At 70.6% G+C, this 15,063-nt stretch carries 13 protein-coding genes; 3 read left to right on the forward strand and 10 right to left on the reverse strand.

What is annotated here, in order from left to right:
* From MKK67_RS19320 to MKK67_RS19335, 4 genes are all read right to left on the reverse strand, one after another.
* A partial coding sequence (locus MKK67_RS19320; RefSeq protein WP_243968356.1) for a GNAT family N-acetyltransferase occupies nt 1-853 on the reverse strand: 853 nt, incomplete at its 3' end.
* Nucleotides 854-875: 22 nt separating this feature from the next.
* Complete coding sequence (locus tag MKK67_RS19325; RefSeq protein ID WP_243968387.1) at nt 876-2,291, reverse strand: lipopolysaccharide biosynthesis protein; 1,416 nt, start codon at nt 2,289-2,291, stop codon at nt 876-878.
* A 172-nt stretch (nt 2,292-2,463) separates the two neighbouring features.
* A complete protein-coding gene (gene gpmI, locus MKK67_RS19330) occupies nt 2,464-3,963 on the reverse strand; it encodes a 2,3-bisphosphoglycerate-independent phosphoglycerate mutase (protein ID WP_243968456.1) in 1,500 nt (499 codons plus the stop codon).
* Between the two features lie 214 nt (nt 3,964-4,177).
* Complete coding sequence (locus MKK67_RS19335) at nt 4,178-5,257, reverse strand: glycosyltransferase family 2 protein (protein ID WP_243968390.1); 1,080 nt, start codon at nt 5,255-5,257, stop codon at nt 4,178-4,180.
* A gap of 356 nt (nt 5,258-5,613) precedes the next feature.
* Between MKK67_RS19335 and MKK67_RS19340 the strand changes: the two genes are divergently transcribed.
* Genes MKK67_RS19340 through MKK67_RS19350 form a run of 3 tightly spaced genes read left to right on the forward strand, consistent with a single transcriptional unit; the run spans nt 5,614 to nt 8,742 of the window.
* Nucleotides 5,614-6,510 carry an ABC transporter permease gene (locus tag MKK67_RS19340; protein WP_243968392.1) on the forward strand — a complete coding sequence of 299 codons (897 nt, stop codon included), beginning with the start codon at nt 5,614-5,616 and terminating at the stop codon, nt 6,508-6,510.
* The gene (locus MKK67_RS19345; protein WP_243968394.1) at nt 6,510-7,748 is read left to right on the forward strand and encodes an ABC transporter ATP-binding protein; all 1,239 of its coding nucleotides are present in this window, start codon (nt 6,510-6,512) and stop codon (nt 7,746-7,748) included. Before MKK67_RS19340 ends, MKK67_RS19345 begins: the two co-directional genes overlap by 1 nt.
* A 25-nt stretch (nt 7,749-7,773) precedes the next feature.
* A complete protein-coding gene (locus tag MKK67_RS19350; RefSeq protein ID WP_243968397.1) occupies nt 7,774-8,742 on the forward strand; it encodes a glycosyltransferase family 2 protein in 969 nt (322 codons plus the stop codon).
* Between the two features lie 25 nt (nt 8,743-8,767).
* Here MKK67_RS19350 and MKK67_RS19355 read toward each other — a convergent pair whose 3' ends face one another.
* The 6 genes from MKK67_RS19355 to MKK67_RS19380 all read right to left on the reverse strand — a co-directional run bounded on the left by MKK67_RS19355 (nt 8,768) and on the right by MKK67_RS19380 (nt 15,054).
* Nucleotides 8,768-9,850 carry a glycosyltransferase family 2 protein gene (locus tag MKK67_RS19355; protein WP_243968399.1) on the reverse strand — a complete coding sequence of 361 codons (1,083 nt, stop codon included), beginning with the start codon at nt 9,848-9,850 and terminating at the stop codon, nt 8,768-8,770.
* Between the two features lie 67 nt (nt 9,851-9,917).
* On the reverse strand, nt 9,918-10,754 hold the full coding sequence (locus MKK67_RS19360) for a polysaccharide deacetylase family protein (protein WP_243968401.1): 837 nt from the start codon (nt 10,752-10,754) through the stop codon (nt 9,918-9,920).
* Nucleotides 10,755-10,765: 11 nt separating this feature from the next.
* Entirely contained in the window at nt 10,766-11,902 is a 1,137-nt protein-coding gene (locus MKK67_RS19365) for a DegT/DnrJ/EryC1/StrS family aminotransferase (protein WP_243968404.1), read from the reverse strand.
* Nucleotides 11,899-12,930 carry an SDR family NAD(P)-dependent oxidoreductase gene (locus MKK67_RS19370; protein WP_243968406.1) on the reverse strand — a complete coding sequence of 344 codons (1,032 nt, stop codon included), beginning with the start codon at nt 12,928-12,930 and terminating at the stop codon, nt 11,899-11,901. The genes MKK67_RS19365 and MKK67_RS19370 overlap by 4 nt, the downstream gene beginning before the upstream one ends.
* Nucleotides 12,914-14,029 carry a DegT/DnrJ/EryC1/StrS family aminotransferase gene (locus MKK67_RS19375; protein ID WP_243968408.1) on the reverse strand — a complete coding sequence of 372 codons (1,116 nt, stop codon included), beginning with the start codon at nt 14,027-14,029 and terminating at the stop codon, nt 12,914-12,916. The genes MKK67_RS19370 and MKK67_RS19375 overlap by 17 nt, the downstream gene beginning before the upstream one ends.
* Nucleotides 14,026-15,054 (reverse strand): Gfo/Idh/MocA family protein, encoded by a 1,029-nt coding sequence (locus MKK67_RS19380; RefSeq protein ID WP_243968410.1) that lies wholly within the window; start codon nt 15,052-15,054, stop codon nt 14,026-14,028. Before MKK67_RS19380 ends, MKK67_RS19375 begins: the two co-directional genes overlap by 4 nt.
* Nucleotides 15,055-15,063 lie beyond the last annotated feature (9 nt).

The raw sequence follows: 15,063 nt of genomic DNA on the forward strand, positions 1-15,063 counted from the left end.
CCCAGGCCTCGGGGCCGGTGAGCGGCAGGATCGCGGAGGCCAGGATCCGACCGTCCCTGCGCAAACGGGCGACCCGCACGCGCCCCTCGGCCCCGAGATCGGCCAGGACGGCGCGCAGGAACGCGACCTCGTCGGGCCGCTGCCCCAGGCCGGTGCCGGCCCGGCCCTTCCAGCCCGCCGCCTCCAGGGCGACGTGGTCGTCCAGGGCGCCGTCGAGCACCCCGGGCGCGTCCAGGATCTCGAGGGCGACCGGTCCCGCGGCCTCCAGGCGCTGGCGCGCGAGGCGCAGCTTGCGCCGCCGCTTGCCGGAGAGATGGTCGAGATAGGTCTTCCGCGCCTGCACCGACCGGCCGGTCACGTCGAGCAGGCCGCGCTCATGGGGCCAGTAGGCCGCCTGCCGCACCCCGTGCGCGGCCAATAGGTCGGCAAAAGCACCGTCCGCGGGCGCGTTCGGCAGGAGCAGCCGCGGCGGCAGGCCGAGCGCCCGCGGCGCGGCGAACAGGGCGGCGAGCGCGGCCTCCGGGTCGGTGCCGTCGAGGAGCGGCGCCCCGAACGGGCAGTAGCCGTGGGTCCAGCCCATCAGCAAAGGCAGCGGCAGGCCCCAGCGGCGCCAGGACAGCCGGAACGGCCAGGCCGCCAGGAACCGCGCGCCCGGCGCCTCGGGGGGCCGGTCAGCGATGATCAGGAGTCGCACACCCGCACCGAAGGCTTTTGCGGCCGCGAGCGCGTAGCCGGCTTCGTAGAACGGGTTGCGGATATGGGCGTCCGCGCCGAGCGTCCGCCAGGCCGGGACCCAGGATGCAGCGGTGTCGAGGGGCCGAACCGCCGCCGTCGATCCGTTAGGGAGGGTCACGGCGTCTCGCATGGCGCGACCGTCAGGCCGCGAGCCGGTGGCGGATCGCCCCGGCGAAGCCGAGCACGTCGTAGTGCCATGCGGTCGCCCCCGCCCCGGCCACCAGCAGGACCAGCCGCAGGACCTGACCGGGGGGCATCAGCCCTCCCGGCACCAGGCCGATCCCGGCGGTCACCGCGCCGCAGACCAGGGCGGCGCCGGCGATCCCGACCATGTCGGCGAGCGGCACCGGCATCGTGGTGCCGGCCCGGTAGGCGCCGAGCACCAGCACCAGGCAGGCCGCCGCCTGCCCGCCCGCGAAGGCGAGCGCCGCCCCGGAGGCGCCAAGCCTCGGGATCAGCAGCAGGGACAGCGCCGCCACCGCCGCCAGGGTGGCGAAGGCCGCCGCCGCTTCCAGCCCGCTGGAGCGGGTGAAGTAGATCACCTGCCCGAAATAATAGGCCCGGAACATCATCAGGATGCTGGCCAGGATCAGCACCGGGGCGAGCGCCCGCGCCTCCGCCCGGTAATCCGGTCCGAGCAGCACCGCGACCACGAGGTCGTCGAAGCACAGGAAGAACACCGCCCCGAAGGCGGCGATCAGGGTCATGGCCCGGGCGGCGTCGCTCAGCACCCCGGAGGCGGCCGCGATGCCGCCGACCCGCGCCTCGCGCTTGGCGATGGAGATCAGCGACAGGGCGATCGCCTCCCCGAACACGATGAAGCTCTGCTTCAGGAAGTCGGCGAGCGCCCCGTAGGCGCCGAGCCCCGCGGGGCCCACCGTCTTGGCGATGATCAGCCGGTCGAGACTCTGGGCGAGCGCCGCCGTCCCGAAGGACAGCACCAGCGGCCAGCCATAGGCGAACAGCCGCAGGGCCTCGGCCCGGCTGCCGCGGCCGGGCATCATCGGGGCGATGGTGATCGCGGCCGGCAGCGCCGCCAGGGCGTTGGCGGCGGCCACGGCAAAAGCGAGGTGCAGCGGATCGGCCGACAGGTGCAGCGCCAGGCTGCCCAGCCCGAGGATCAGCACGGCCCGGCTCATCACCGAGGCCGCCACCGCCCCGGCCTTGAGGCGCGTGCGGGCGATCTCGGTGGAACCCTCGAACAGGGTCGTGCCGAAGGCCAACGCCAGGATCGCCGCCGCCATAGGGCCCGAGACCAACCCGAGCCCGGCCGCCAGCGCGCTGCCGAGGCCGGCGAGCAGCAGTGTGCCCCCCAGGATCCGCACGACGGTGCCGACCTGCGCCGGCTCGCGCGCCTCGTCGTATAGGGCGAAGAACGCGAATTTCGGCCACTGGCAGGTGGCGCCGTAGAGCACCAGCGCCCAGGACAGGACGTACAGGTATAGGCCGTAGCTCTCCACCGGCGCGAGCCGGGTGAACACCGCCACGGAGGCCATGTTCAGGGCGGCGGCGAAGCCGCGCGAGCCGACATAGATCAGGCTGTGCCGGGCAATCATGTCCTACGCATCATGCGCCATAACGGTCGCCGCTTCGGCGATAACCCTTATGCGGGCGCAAGCGTTAGAGCATCGTCTCTTTCCGAATGCCCGAAGCCACCTTTCGGGACGATGTTTTGAGACGACGTTGCTTCGATCCCGCATCCGGACAGGCGCTGTGTCGTGCCCCCCCTCAGCGCCGGATCAGTGACTTGCCGGTCATCTCGGCCGGGTGGTCGAGGCCCATCAGGTCGAGGAGGGTCGGCGCGACGTCGGCCAGCCGGCCGTCGGCGAGCGTCACGCCCTCGACGCCGACCAGCGTCACCGGCACCGGGTTGAGGGTGTGGGCGGTGTGCGGCTCGCCGGTCTCCGGGTCGCGCATCATCTCGCAATTGCCGTGGTCGGCGGTGACGAGGAGCGCCCCGCCGCTCGCCGTGATCGCGTCGACCACCCGGCCGAGGCAGGCATCGACCGTCTCCACCGCCTTCACGGCGGCGGCGAGGCTGCCGGTATGGCCGACCATGTCGGGGTTGGCGAAGTTCAGGAGGATCATGTCGTAGCGCCCGGAGCCGATCGCCTCGACGGCGCGGTCGGTCAGCTCGGCGGCCGACATCTCCGGCTGCAGGTCATAGGTTGCCACCTTCGGCGAGGGCACCAGGATCGCGTCCTGGCCCTCGAACGGCGCCTCGCGGCCGCCGTTCATGAAGTAGGTGACGTGGGGGTACTTCTCGGTCTCGGCCATGCGCAGCTGGGTGCGCCCGGCCTGGGCCACGGTCTCGCCGAGGCCGTTCGGCAGGTCGAGGGGGCCGAACAGGGTGTCGGCGAAGGCATCGATCTCGACGCTGTACTGGACGATCCCGAGGGCGGCGGCGAACCGGACCGTCCGAGCGCGGGGAAAGCCCGCGAAATCCGGATCGAGCAGGGCTTCGAGGATCTGCCGGGTCCGGTCGGCGCGGAAATTGAAGCTCAGCACGCCGTCGCCGTCCTGCATGCCGGCATAGTCGCCGATGATGGCCGGCCGCAGGAACTCATCCGACAGGTCGACCACGTAGGAGGCGGCGATCGCCTCCATGGCGCTCGGGAACGGGGCGCCGCGCGCCGCAATCATCGCGTCGTAGGCGATCGAGACCCGCTCCCAGCGCTGGTCGCGGTCCATCGCGTAGTAGCGGCCGCACACGGTGGCGATGCGGGCGCCCTCGGGGAGCGCGGCCTCGACCGTCTCCAAGCAGCCGGCTGCGGAGCGCGGCGGCATATCGCGCCCGTCCGTGAAGGCGTGGAGGCGAACCGGCACGCCAGCCTCGACCAGCACCCGCGCCAGCGCCACCGCGTGGTCCTGGTGCGCGTGGACGCCACCGGGCGACAGCAGGCCGACGAGGTGGCAGGTCCCGCCGCTCGCCCGCAATGCGTCGATGAACCGGACGAGCGCCGGGTTGGTGGCGAGCGAGCCGTCCGCGACCGCGGTATCGATGCGCGGCAGGTCCTGCATGACCACCCGGCCGGCACCGATATTCAGGTGCCCGACCTCGGAATTGCCCATCTGCCCCTCGGGCAGGCCGACATCGGCCCCAAAGGTCATCAGGCGCGCCCGGGGACGCTCCGCCATCAGCGCGTCGAAGACGGGGGTCCGCGCCTGGAGGACGGCATTGTCGGCGACCGTGTCCCGGAGTCCCCAGCCGTCGAGGATCACGAGCATCACGGGGCGCGGGGTCCTGTCGGGCACGGTCACAACACTCCAAAGCCGTCACGGCACGATGCGGGGTCCGGGACCCACGGGCCCCGGAAACATGCGCGTGTCGATAATCGGCTTGGCCGCGCGAGACTACAGCCCTGGATAGGAATCGGCGACGGATGCGGAACGGCGTCCGGCTTCTGACACCGGATCCACAGGTCCGATCACGGAAGTCCCTTCAATTGACGCTCGCCGGGTCCGATCCGGACGGGACGCCCATCAGGGGCGGTTTCCGGCGCAGGGCGGTCCGCAGCAGCGTCCGGCGATAGCCCCGATGCGACAGGAAGCCGACCGCCCAGGACAGGTGCATGGCGATCGCCGCCGGGCCGCTCATGACCAGCACCGGTTCCCGCGCCTTCACCGCCAGGGCGAGGCCGCTCAGGCCGCAGCCGCCCGCGTAGAGTGCCAGCAGGAGCAGCAGCATCGGCGCGACCGTCACGAGCGCCAGCGCGGCGATGCCGTAGAGCAGGACCAGGGGCGGCAGCATCTGGCGCATCCGCGGCAGGCAGGCGTGCTTCTCCAGGGTCCGGGCGCAGCCGCGGCCGTACAGGAAGTATTGCCGCGTCAGGCTGAACAGGGTGGCGCGGGGAAAGTAGGTCACGGCGAGATCGGCCGCGAGATAGATCTTGCCGCCGGCCGCGCAGAACCGCCGGTCGAGCTCGGCGTCCTCGTTGTGCGAAAAGCTCTCGTCGTAGCCGCCGACCCGCAGGAACTCGCGCCGGTCGAAGATGGCGTGGTGGCCATGGGAGACGTAGCCCGAGATCCCGCCCAGGCGGTGCGCCGACCCGCCATTGCCGAGCCGGCTGTTCTGGGCGGCCGCGATGGCCCGCTGCAGCGGCGTCACCCCGACCGTCCGCAGGGGCACGACCACGGAGACCGCCTCCCGCAACCGGATCGCCTGAACCAGGTCCCGCACCCAGTGCTCGGGATAAGCGGCGTGGCAATCGGCGCGCACGAGATAGGCGGAGCCCGGATGCGCGAGCCGCGCCGCGAGGTTGAGGCCCGAGGCCTGGATGCGCCGGGCGTTGTGGATCAGCTGGATCCGCGGGTCCTCGGCACTCAGCGCCCGGACGATCGCGCAGGTGGCGTCGCTGCTGCCGCCGTCCATCACCAGCAATTCGCAGGCGAGCGACCCTGAGGCCGGCATCACCGAGCGGATCGCCTCGGCGATGTGGTGGGCCTCGTTCAAGGCCGGCATGGCGATCGTCACGAGCGGGATGCTCGCGCCGTCCGAGCCATCGACCGAAGCGTCCTTCATGGCGGTTCTCCTGAGACCCGAGCCCGATCTTTCGCCGGACCCGCAGTGGCCCCGTTCCGGAGGAATCTCAGCGCCTCGGTGAGGACGGCTCGTACGCCCGGCACGCGTGTCCGGGCCGGCCGAGCCGGTCTCGACAGAGACGATGTCCCGCGCCCGGGGTCTCTTCTGTGCTCATAAGCAATCAATACCGTGCTTAACGACAACCACCTCTTCAGTCGGGAGGCGCGGTACGACGAAAGATGTAATTCGTGCCGGCCGACCGCGGTGATAGCCCAGCTCGGTGGGGTCCCCGATCCGGCAGCCTGATGCCGCGAGCGGATCCCGCAAGCACCGATCGTCGTGCGGGATCGCCTCGAATGATGGACTCTTTGGACGCGTTTGCGCTCGATGCGCCGAAACACGGGCTCACCGGGCCGAGATCAGAACCGACCGCGATGCCGGTCACCGAGATTGTTCCGGATCATAAGCTCGTCGCCTTCGATGCCGCGAGCGTCTGGCAGTATCGTGGGTTGTTGTGGGTCCTGATCCTGCGCGACCTGAAGGTGCTCTATCGCCAGACCGCGCTGGGCGCCTGCTGGGCCATCGCCCAGCCGCTGTTCACGGTGGCGATCTTCACGGTCATCTTCGGCCATTTTGCCAAGATCCCCACCGACGGGGCGCCCTACGCACTGTTTGCCGGCAGCGCCATCATCCTGTGGACCTACTTCGCCGAGTCGGTGCGCCGGAGCGCCACCGGCCTCGTCACCGAGGCGGAGCTCATCCGCAAGATCTACTTCCCGCGCCTGGTGATCCCGCTCGCGACCGTGGTGTCGCCGATGGTCGACTTCGCCATCGCCCTCGGGGTGATGCTGGTGCTGATGCTCTGGTACGGCGTGGTGCCGAGCTGGCACATCGTCTTCGCGATCCCGACGCTCGCCGTCACCGCGATGCTGGCGCTCGGGGTGAGCCTCTGGCTCGGGCCGGTCAACGTCCGCTTCCGGGACGTCAAGCACACCCTGCCGTTCCTCATCCAGATCTGGATGTACGCCTCGCCGATCGTCTACGCGGCGAGCATCGTCCCCGACTCGGTGCGCTGGGTCTACGCGCTCAACCCGATGGTCGGGCTGATCGAGGCGTTCCGGTTCGCGATCCTCGGCGGAACCGGCCCTGACGTCTTCGCGCTCGCCGTCTCGGTCACGGTCGCATCCCTGCTGCTGGTCACCGGACTGATCTTCTTCCAGCGCATGGAGCGCTCTTTCGCGGATATAATCTGATGTCGATGGCGATCAGCGTACAAGATATCGGCAAGCAATACTGGCGCGCCCCGCGGGCCACGCACGAGAACTCCCTGCGCGAGGCGCTCGTCGAGGGCGCGCGGGGTCTGCTGACGCGGAAGTCCGATGGCCGCCCGTCCAAGGAGGGGTTCTGGGCCCTCAAGGATGTCAGCTTCGGCATCAAGCACGGCGAGAATGTCGGCATCATCGGGATGAACGGGGCGGGCAAGAGCACCCTGCTCAAGCTGATCTCGCGGATCGCCGCCCCGACCACCGGCAGCATCAAGCTGGTCGGCCGGGTCGGCGCCCTGCTCGAAGTCGGCACCGGCTTCCACCGGGAGCTCACCGGGCGGGAGAACATCTTCCTCTACGGCTCGATCCTGGGCATGCACCGCCACGAGATCGCGGAGAAGTTCGACGCGATCGTCGAGTTCTCGGAGATCGGCGACTTCATCGACATGCCGGTGAAGCGCTATTCCAGCGGCATGTATGTCCGGCTGGCCTTCTCGGTCGCCGCCCATCTCGAGCCCGACATCCTGCTCCTCGACGAGGTCCTGGCGGTCGGCGACTACACCTTCCAGAAGAAGTGCATCGACTTCGCCCGGCGCCTGCAGACCAAGGGCTCGACGATCCTGCTCGTCTCGCACAACATGTTCAGCGTGAAGACCATGTGCGAGCGGGTCATCTACATCAAGAACGGCCGCGTCGCCTTCGACGGCCCCACCGACGAGGGCCTGCACCACTACGAGCGGGACAGCTACCTGGCCGATGCGCCGTGGTTCAAGCCGGAGGGCGGCCACCATCCGGTGGAGATCCGCGAGGTGACGATCGCCGACGAATCCGGGGCGCCGAAGACGCTGTTCCGGCACGGCGAGCGGATGCGGATCACCGCGCGCTACACCGCCGCGGAGCCGATCGCCGACCCGCATGTCCTGTTCTCGGTCACCCGGTCGGACGAGCTGCTCTGCTGCAACTTCAGCACGATGACGGACCGCGCCAAGCTGCAGACCCTGTCGGGCGACGGCACGATCGAGTTGCTGACGCCGCCACTGACCCTGAACGCCGACACCTACACGGTCTCGGTGGTGGTCCGGCAGCGGGGCTTCGAGCGCCTGCTCGCCGCAAAGGTCGGCGCCCGCTTCCACATCGAGCACCCGGTCTTCGCCCCCGACGTGTTCGGCGTGTTCCACATGCCCGGCACCTGGTCGGCGGACGCGGCCGGCGGCGGCACGAACTAGGGTTGGGACCATGAGCAAGCCGTCGATGCCTCAGCCGCGCCGCGTCTCCGTCGTCGTCCCGACCGCGGACCGGCCCGCCCTCCTCGAGGACGCGCTCGCGAGCATCCGGGCCCTGGAGGGCCCGGAGATGACGTTCGAGATCCTGGTCGGCGACAACGGCACGGACCCGGAGACCCGGGCGGTCGCGTCGCGGTTCGGGGCGCGCTACCTGCCGGCCGACCGGCCGGGGGCCGGGGCGGCGCGCAATGTCGGGCTCGCGGCCGCCACCGGCGAGTTCGTGGCCTTCCTCGACGACGACGACATCTGGCGGCCGGGGCACATCGCGCCCCTGATCGCCGCGCTCGACAGCCATCCCGAATGGGACGCGCTCATCAGCCAAGCGATCTACACGGATACCGAGCGGCGGGTGATCGGCGATCCGTGGCCGGCCGAGCCGCCGGCGGGAGCCGTGCCGTTGCTGCGCGCGATGCTGAGCGGCCTGTTCCCGCAGATCGGGACGGTGCTGGTGCGCCGGGACGCGCTGGCCGGGTACGGCACCTTCGACGAGGCGCTGATCGCCGGCCAGGACCTCGACTGGCTCCTCCGCTTCGCGCGCCGGCGGCGCCTCGGCCATGTCCACGTCCTCGGCACCTTCGTGCGGACGCGGCCCCAGGGCAGCTTCGACGCGCTCCAGCGCATGCGCGTGCGCTACGACCGAAAGGTCTTCTACCGGCACGCGATCCCGGAATGGCGGGTGTGGCGGTCACCGGGCGACTTCTACCGCGCCCAGTCGATGATGCTCTGGCACTTCTTCAGCTATTTCGAGACCGCCGCCGCGACGCGGGCCCTCAACGGCGATCGGTCCGGCGCGTGGGGCGCGATCCGCGCGATGTTCGGCGTCTTCCCGGTGCGCTCCCTGGTCCATGTCGTCGCGGACCGGCCCCTGAGACGGACCGTCCTGCAGCTCCTGCGCCGGTCCGGCCGGGCGACGCTCTCGGCCCCGCCCTCCCGCTGACGCCGCGCCGGCGGCCCGTCACGCCTCAGCGTGAGGCCGCCGGCTCGAACGGCCGCGAGTGATCCGCCCCGGCCTCGCGTCCAGGCCAGCGCCCGAACAGGCTGCCGTGCACGAACGGCGTGAACGGCCGGCGGCCCAGGCGTGTGCCGGCCCGGCCGCGCAGGCGGTCCAGGGCCGCCAGGACGCGCCGCGCCTGACAGCCCCACCAGGCCTTGCTGGTCCGGATCGTCGGCTCGATCGCGGTCGCGAAGGCGAGGCATTGCCGCATCGCCGCATCGTTCCCGCTCTCGCAGGCGAGCCCGGCGAGCCAGCAGGCCTCCCGGGCGAAGCGCGTCCGCATGTCCGCGACCCAGCCGGCGAAGCCCGGCAGATGGGCGCCGGCCGTCCGCTGGAGGTGCTCGCAGGTCTCCAGCTGCTCGCGCAGATCGCTCAGCGGCCGGTCGATATAGGCCGACGACATGTTGCCGCCGTGCCAGCGGTAATAGGCCTGCGGCGCCTCGATCGCCGCGATGTCGTACCGGGTGGCGATGCGCATCCACATCTCGACGTCGCAGGTATGGGGGAATTGCGCGTCGTAGCCGCCGACATCCTTCTGCACGCGGGTCCGCACGAGCGCGGTCGGCGAGGCGACACCGTTCTTCCTCCGGCAGAAATCCTCGATGTATTGGGCGCCGGAGAAGGTCGCGTAGTCGAAGATCGTGGTGTCGGCGACGGCGAACTCGTCGTTGCGCTCGCCGAACACGACCGCGAGGCCGTAGGTCATCCCGACCTCGGGATGGCGCTCCATGACCGCGACCGCCCGGGCGAGCGCCCCCGGCGTCAGCGCGTCGTCGGCGGAGAGGACGAGGGTGTAATCCGCGCTCGCCCAGTCCATCACGCCGCGGTTGATGCTGCCGACCAGCCCGAGATTGCGTGGGTTGCGCGTGTACTGGATGCGCGGATCGGCGGCTGCGAGGCGTTGCGCGACCGCCGGCGTGTCGTCCGGCGAATGGTCATCGACGATCAGGATGCGAATCGCGACATCCCGTTGGCCGGTGACCGTCGCGACGCAATGTTCGAGGTAATGTCCGTAGTTGTAGCAGGGAATGACGACGTCGACGCCGGGCATGGCGTGGTTCTCCCGATGCTGCGAGCATGCTTCCCGAAGCGGGCGCCGAAGCGGGCGCCGAAGCGCCTCACTCCTCCCAGACGTCGAAGGCACCGTCCAGCAAGGCGCGGAACACCAGCGCGTCGTCGAATTGCGTGACGAAGGTCCGCGCGACGGTGCCCCGGGGCCGGGTCTTCTCGGCCTGGGCGTAGACGGTGCCGTAGCCGGCCTCCGAGGCGGCGCGGCCCGAAAACGCCGTCCAGTTCCGCGACTGTCCGAACGGAATCGCGAAGCTGTCGGGCGCGACCCCGAGCCGGGCCTGGATCAGCCGACGGGATTCCCCCAACTCGGCCATCGCGGCGGCCTCGTCGAGACGGCCGAAATCCGGATGCGTCATCGAATGGCTGCCGAGATCGGCACCGGAGGCGACGAGCCGCTCGATATCGCGCCAGTTCAGGATCTGGTCGGTGCCGTCCCGCGTGGCCTCGTCGCACCACAGCGGAACCACGAAGAACGACCACGGGATGCCCCGCTCGGACAGGACCGGGAAGGCCCGGGTCAGGACGGACTTGAACCCGTCGTCGAAGGTGATGGCGAGGTCGGTGCGAGCCCCGCCGCCCCGGGCGATCTCGGCGGCGGGAACGAACCGGTAGCCGAGACGCAGGGCCTGATCGATCTGGCGCGCGAAGCGGTTCGGATCGACATCGTTGATCCCGCATTCGGGCTGCCCGAACGAGTGGTAGCAAAGGATCCGTCCGCCGGTCCGCGCGTGACGCCGGCCGCCGACGGCGAGCGCCTTGCGCTCGCAGGCGATCCGCACGGCGTTCACGCGCCGGCGATTCACCCCGCAGGCGCGGGCGAGGCGCCGCAGGACTTTGACGCCGGCAAAGCCGTGTCCGCGACCGAGGGAGAGGGACGAATCCATCGCGTTCGGCATCATCGCAAGGCGGCGCGCAGGCCGGCGACGACCTGGTCCTGCATCGCGTCGTCCATGCCGGCGTAGAGCGGCAGCAGGAGCGCGTGGTCGCGCGCCCGCTCCGATTCCGGCAGGGCGAAGCGCCGGGGCGCCTCGGCATAGGGCGGCTCCAGATGGGCGCACATGATGCCCCGGCGGGTGGCGATGCCCTGGTCGAGCATCGCCTGCATCACGGCGCCCTGGTCGGCCGCCTCCGGCAGGCGCACGCAGAAGCTCTGCCAGTTGCTGCGCGAGCCGATCGGCTCGGGCGGCGGCGTCACTTCCGGAAGATCGGCGAGCCGCGCCTTGTAGCCGTCAGCCAGGGCACGCCGCCGGGCGATCAGACCGGGCAGCCGGGTCAGCTGCGCGCGGCCGATGGCGGCCTGCACGTCGGTCATCCGGTAATTGTAGCCCGCGACCGTGTACGCCTCGGCGACCACCTTGGCGCTGCCGTGGCGCGCCACGTCGGACACGCTCATCCCGTGCTGGCGCCACAGCCTGAATTTGCGGTCCCAGTCGGGATTGGCCGTGGTGATCATGCCGCCGTCGCCGGTGGTCAGGACCTTGCGCGGATGGAACGAGAAGCAGGCGATGTCGCCGGCGGGCCCGCCGATCGGCCGCCAGACATCGCCCTGGAGCCGCTCGGAGCCGATCGCGCAGGCCGCGTCCTCGATCACCGGGATGCCGGAGCGGCGCCCGATCGCCACGATGGCCTCGAGATCGCAGGGCATGCCCATCTGGTGGACGCAGACGATCGCCTTCGTCCGCTCGGTGACCGCCGCGGCGGCGGCCTCTGGGGCCATGTTGAAGGTCGCCGGGTCGATATCGACGAAGATCGGCGTGGCCCCGCACTGGGCGATGGCGTTGGCGGTGGCGATGAAGCTGTGGCTCACCGTCACCACCTCGTCGCCGGGTCCGACCCCGGCGGCCAGCAGCGCGAGATGCAGCGCGGTGGTGCAGTTCGAGACCGCGCAGGCATGGGGAGCGCCGACGAGCGCGGCGAATTCCGACTCGAAGGCCGCGACCTGCGGCCCCTGGGTCAGCCAGCCGGAGCGGACCACGGCGGCGGCGGCCTCCGCCTCCGGCTCGCCGACATCGGGTTTCGCGATCGGGATCATGCGAGCGCCTGCCTCAGGTGATCCGAACCGGCCTCGTCGCTCCACCAGGCCACCAGGTCGGCCAGCCCCTCGGCCGCCCCGATCTCGGCCTCGAAGCCGATCAGCTCCCGGGCGAGGCTGGTGTCGCACAGGCGCCGGGGCACCGGGTTCACGGCGCGCTCGGCCTCGTGGATGAGCGGGGTGCCGTCCCGGCCCATGATCCGGGTGAGATGGCCGGCGAGATCGACCAGGGAGGTCTCCACGCCGGTGCCGACATTGAGCACCACGTCGGTGGCCGGGGCGGTGGCCGACAGGATGTTGGCCCGGGCGATGTCGCGGACATGGACGAGGTCCATGGTCTGCAGGCCGTCGCCGAACACGATCGGGGACTGGCCCTCGGCCAGGCGCTGCATCCAGCGCACCATCACCTCGGTGTAGCGGCCGGTCAGGTCCATGCGCGGCCCGTAGGCGTTGAAGTAGCGCAGGGCGACGTAGTCCAGGCCGTACATGTCGTTGAACGAGCGCAGCAGGCCCTCGCCGAAGGACTTGGCGGCCCCGTACAGGGTGCGGTTGTCGTAGGGGTGATTCTTCTCCGTGGTCGGGAAGCTCTCGGCCATGCCGTAGACCGAAGCCGAGGAGGCCATCACCACCTTGGCGACGCCGGCCTCGACGCAGCGCTCCAGCAGGTCGAAGGTCGCGGTCGCCATCACCTCGAAGGCCTGGCGGGGCTCGGCGGCGCATTGGGTGATCCGCAGGGCCGCCTGGTGGAACACCACGTCGGTGCCCTTGACCAGGCTGTCCATCAGGGCCCGGTCGCGGATATCGCCCTGCACCAGCCGGACACGGCCCGAGCCGAGGGCGTCCTTCAGGTTCTCGGGGCGCCCGCGCACCATGTTGTCGACGGCCACGATCTCGTTGCAGCCGGCCTCGACCAGCAGGTCGATGATGTGGGAGCCGATGAAGCCGGATCCGCCGGTGACGAGGATCCGGGTTCCGCGCAGGTCGCCGCCGAAGCGGCTTCCCTTGGTAACCTCACGCAGCTTGGGCATCGGCGACCTCGCAATAGCTGGAGACGGCCCGGCAGACGGTGTCGATCTGGCTGGTCGTCAGTTCCGGGAACATCGGCAGGGACAGGGTCCGGGCGGCCAGGCGCTCGGTGACCGGCAGGCGGCCGGTCCCGTCGTCGAGATGGCGGTAGGCGGGCTGCCTATGGACCGGGACGGGGTAGTGGATGCCGGTACTGATCCCGGCCTCGGTCAGGTGCTGGCGCAGGCCCTCGCGGTCGGGGGTGCTGACCGCGTAGACGTGGAAGGCGTGGTCGCGTCCGGCCGGACCCGGCAGGTCGAGGCCGAGGCCCGCGAGTCGCGCGCCGTACTCGGCCGCCACCGCCTGACGGGCCCGGGTCCAGCCCTCCAGGTAGGGGAGCTTGGTGCCGAGCACCGCGCCCTGGACCCCATCCATGCGCAGGTTGAACCCGTGCCGGACGTGGTTGTACTTGCCCTGCTGGCCCCAGTCGCGCAGGCACCGCGCCGCCTCGGCGAGGTCGTCCCGGTCGGTGACGATGGCACCGCCCTCGCCGTAGGCACCGAGATTCTTGCCGGGGTAGAAGCTGAAGCAGCCGATATCCCCGATCGTGCCGGCCTTCCTGCCGCCGCGCTCGGCGAGATGCGCCTGGGCGGCGTCCTCGATCAGGGCGAGGCCATGGCGCCGGGCGATGGCGCCGAGCGCGTCGAGATCCGCCATCCGGCCGTGCAGGTGCACCGGCAGGATCGCCTTGGTGCGGGGCGTGATCGCCGCCTCGACCAGGGCCGGATCCATGGTCCAGTTCACCGGGTCGATGTCGACGAGCACGGGCGTCGCGCCGGCGTAGAGCACGGCCGCGACCGTCGCCACGAAGGTCGCCGAGACCGTGATCACCTCGTCGCCCGGGCCGATATCCAGGGCCAGCAGCGCGAGGTGGAGCGCCGCGGTGCCGCTGCTGACGGCCACCGCGTGCTTGGCGCCGCAGGCCTTGGCGAAGGCCGCCTCGAAGGCGGTGACCGCCGGTCCGAGGACGAAGTCGCCGCTGCGCAGGACGTTGAGGACGGCGGTTTCGACGTCGCCGCCGATGGCGGCGTACTGCGCCTTGAGGTCGAGAAACGGGATCACGAGGCCCTCGCAAGTGGCATGAGGTCGATCGGGTGGCCGTTCTGGCGCAGGGAGCGCATCGCGGCCTCGAGCAGCTCGACCACGCGCAAGCCGCTGTGGCCGTCGGTCTTCGGCGCCTTGCCGGTGGCGATGCAGTCGACGAAGTGCTCGATCTCGACGACGAGCGCCTCGCGGAAGGAGAGGTGCGGCGACCACATGTCCCCGGTCCGGTACGAGACCATCAGCTCGGTGATGTCCCCGGAGCCGTCGCCGACGGTGACGCCGCGGTCGTAGACCTTGATCTTCTCGATCGGATCCAGGTCGTTGTAGACGATCATCTTCTTGCTGCCGCCGATCAGCGTCTGCCGGACCTTCACGGGGGCCAGCCAGTTGACGTTGATCTGCGCGACGACGCCGCGCGGGTAGAAGATCGTCAGGTGGGCCATGTTCTCGGGACGGCCGCTGAAATGGCCGGTGCCGCTCGCCGAGATCGCCACCGGGGCGAGGTCCAGCACGTGGTCGAGGATCGCGAGATCGTGGACCGCGAGGTCCCAGATCACGTTCACGTCGCGCTGGAACAGGCCGAGATTCACCCGGGTCGAGTCGTAGTAGAACATGTCGCCGATGGCGTCGCTCGAGATGAGCTCATGGATCTTCTCGACCGCGCCCGTGTAGACGAAGGTGTGATCGACCATGAGGGTGAGGTTGCGCTTGGCCGCCTCCGCGATCAGCAGCCGGGCCTCGACGGCCGAGGACGTGATCGGCTTCTCGATGAAGACGTGCTTGCCGGCCCGGAGCGCGTTGATGGCGATCTCGAAATGCGAGCTCACCGGGGTCGCCACCATGACGGCGTCGATCTGCGGATCCGCGATGAGGTCGCGCCAATCCTGGTGAAGCTCCGCGGCGGGATAGCGCTTGCCCGCCCGGGCCAAAGCCGCGGGCGACTGGTCGGCGATGGCGGCGAGCCGGCAATGCTCGGTCTCCGACGTGCAGCGGGCCAGATTGGGCCCCCAATAGCCGTAGCCGACGATTCCGATGGCGATCATGTGCGTGTG

Origin of the sequence: Methylobacterium sp. J-072, from assembly GCF_022829425.1 — a bacterium.
GTDB lineage: Bacteria > Pseudomonadota > Alphaproteobacteria > Rhizobiales > Beijerinckiaceae > Methylobacterium.

Coding starts and splice junctions, on each gene's coding strand:
- MKK67_RS19325 (WP_243968387.1), bottom strand. CDS start 2,291: ATGATTGCCCGGCACAGCCTGATCTATGTCGGCTCGCGCGGCTTCGCC.
- gpmI (WP_243968456.1), bottom strand. CDS start 3,963: ATGCTCGTGATCCTCGACGGCTGGGGACTCCGGGACACGGTCGCCGAC.
- MKK67_RS19335 (WP_243968390.1), bottom strand. CDS start 5,257: ATGAAGGACGCTTCGGTCGATGGCTCGGACGGCGCGAGCATCCCGCTC.
- MKK67_RS19340 (WP_243968392.1), top strand. CDS start 5,614: ATGATGGACTCTTTGGACGCGTTTGCGCTCGATGCGCCGAAACACGGG.
- MKK67_RS19345 (WP_243968394.1), top strand. CDS start 6,510: ATGTCGATGGCGATCAGCGTACAAGATATCGGCAAGCAATACTGGCGC.
- MKK67_RS19350 (WP_243968397.1), top strand. CDS start 7,774: ATGCCTCAGCCGCGCCGCGTCTCCGTCGTCGTCCCGACCGCGGACCGG.
- MKK67_RS19355 (WP_243968399.1), bottom strand. CDS start 9,850: ATGCCCGGCGTCGACGTCGTCATTCCCTGCTACAACTACGGACATTAC.
- MKK67_RS19360 (WP_243968401.1), bottom strand. CDS start 10,754: ATGGATTCGTCCCTCTCCCTCGGTCGCGGACACGGCTTTGCCGGCGTC.
- MKK67_RS19365 (WP_243968404.1), bottom strand. CDS start 11,902: ATGATCCCGATCGCGAAACCCGATGTCGGCGAGCCGGAGGCGGAGGCC.
- MKK67_RS19370 (WP_243968406.1), bottom strand. CDS start 12,930: ATGCCCAAGCTGCGTGAGGTTACCAAGGGAAGCCGCTTCGGCGGCGAC.
- MKK67_RS19380 (WP_243968410.1), bottom strand. CDS start 15,054: ATGATCGCCATCGGAATCGTCGGCTACGGCTATTGGGGGCCCAATCTG.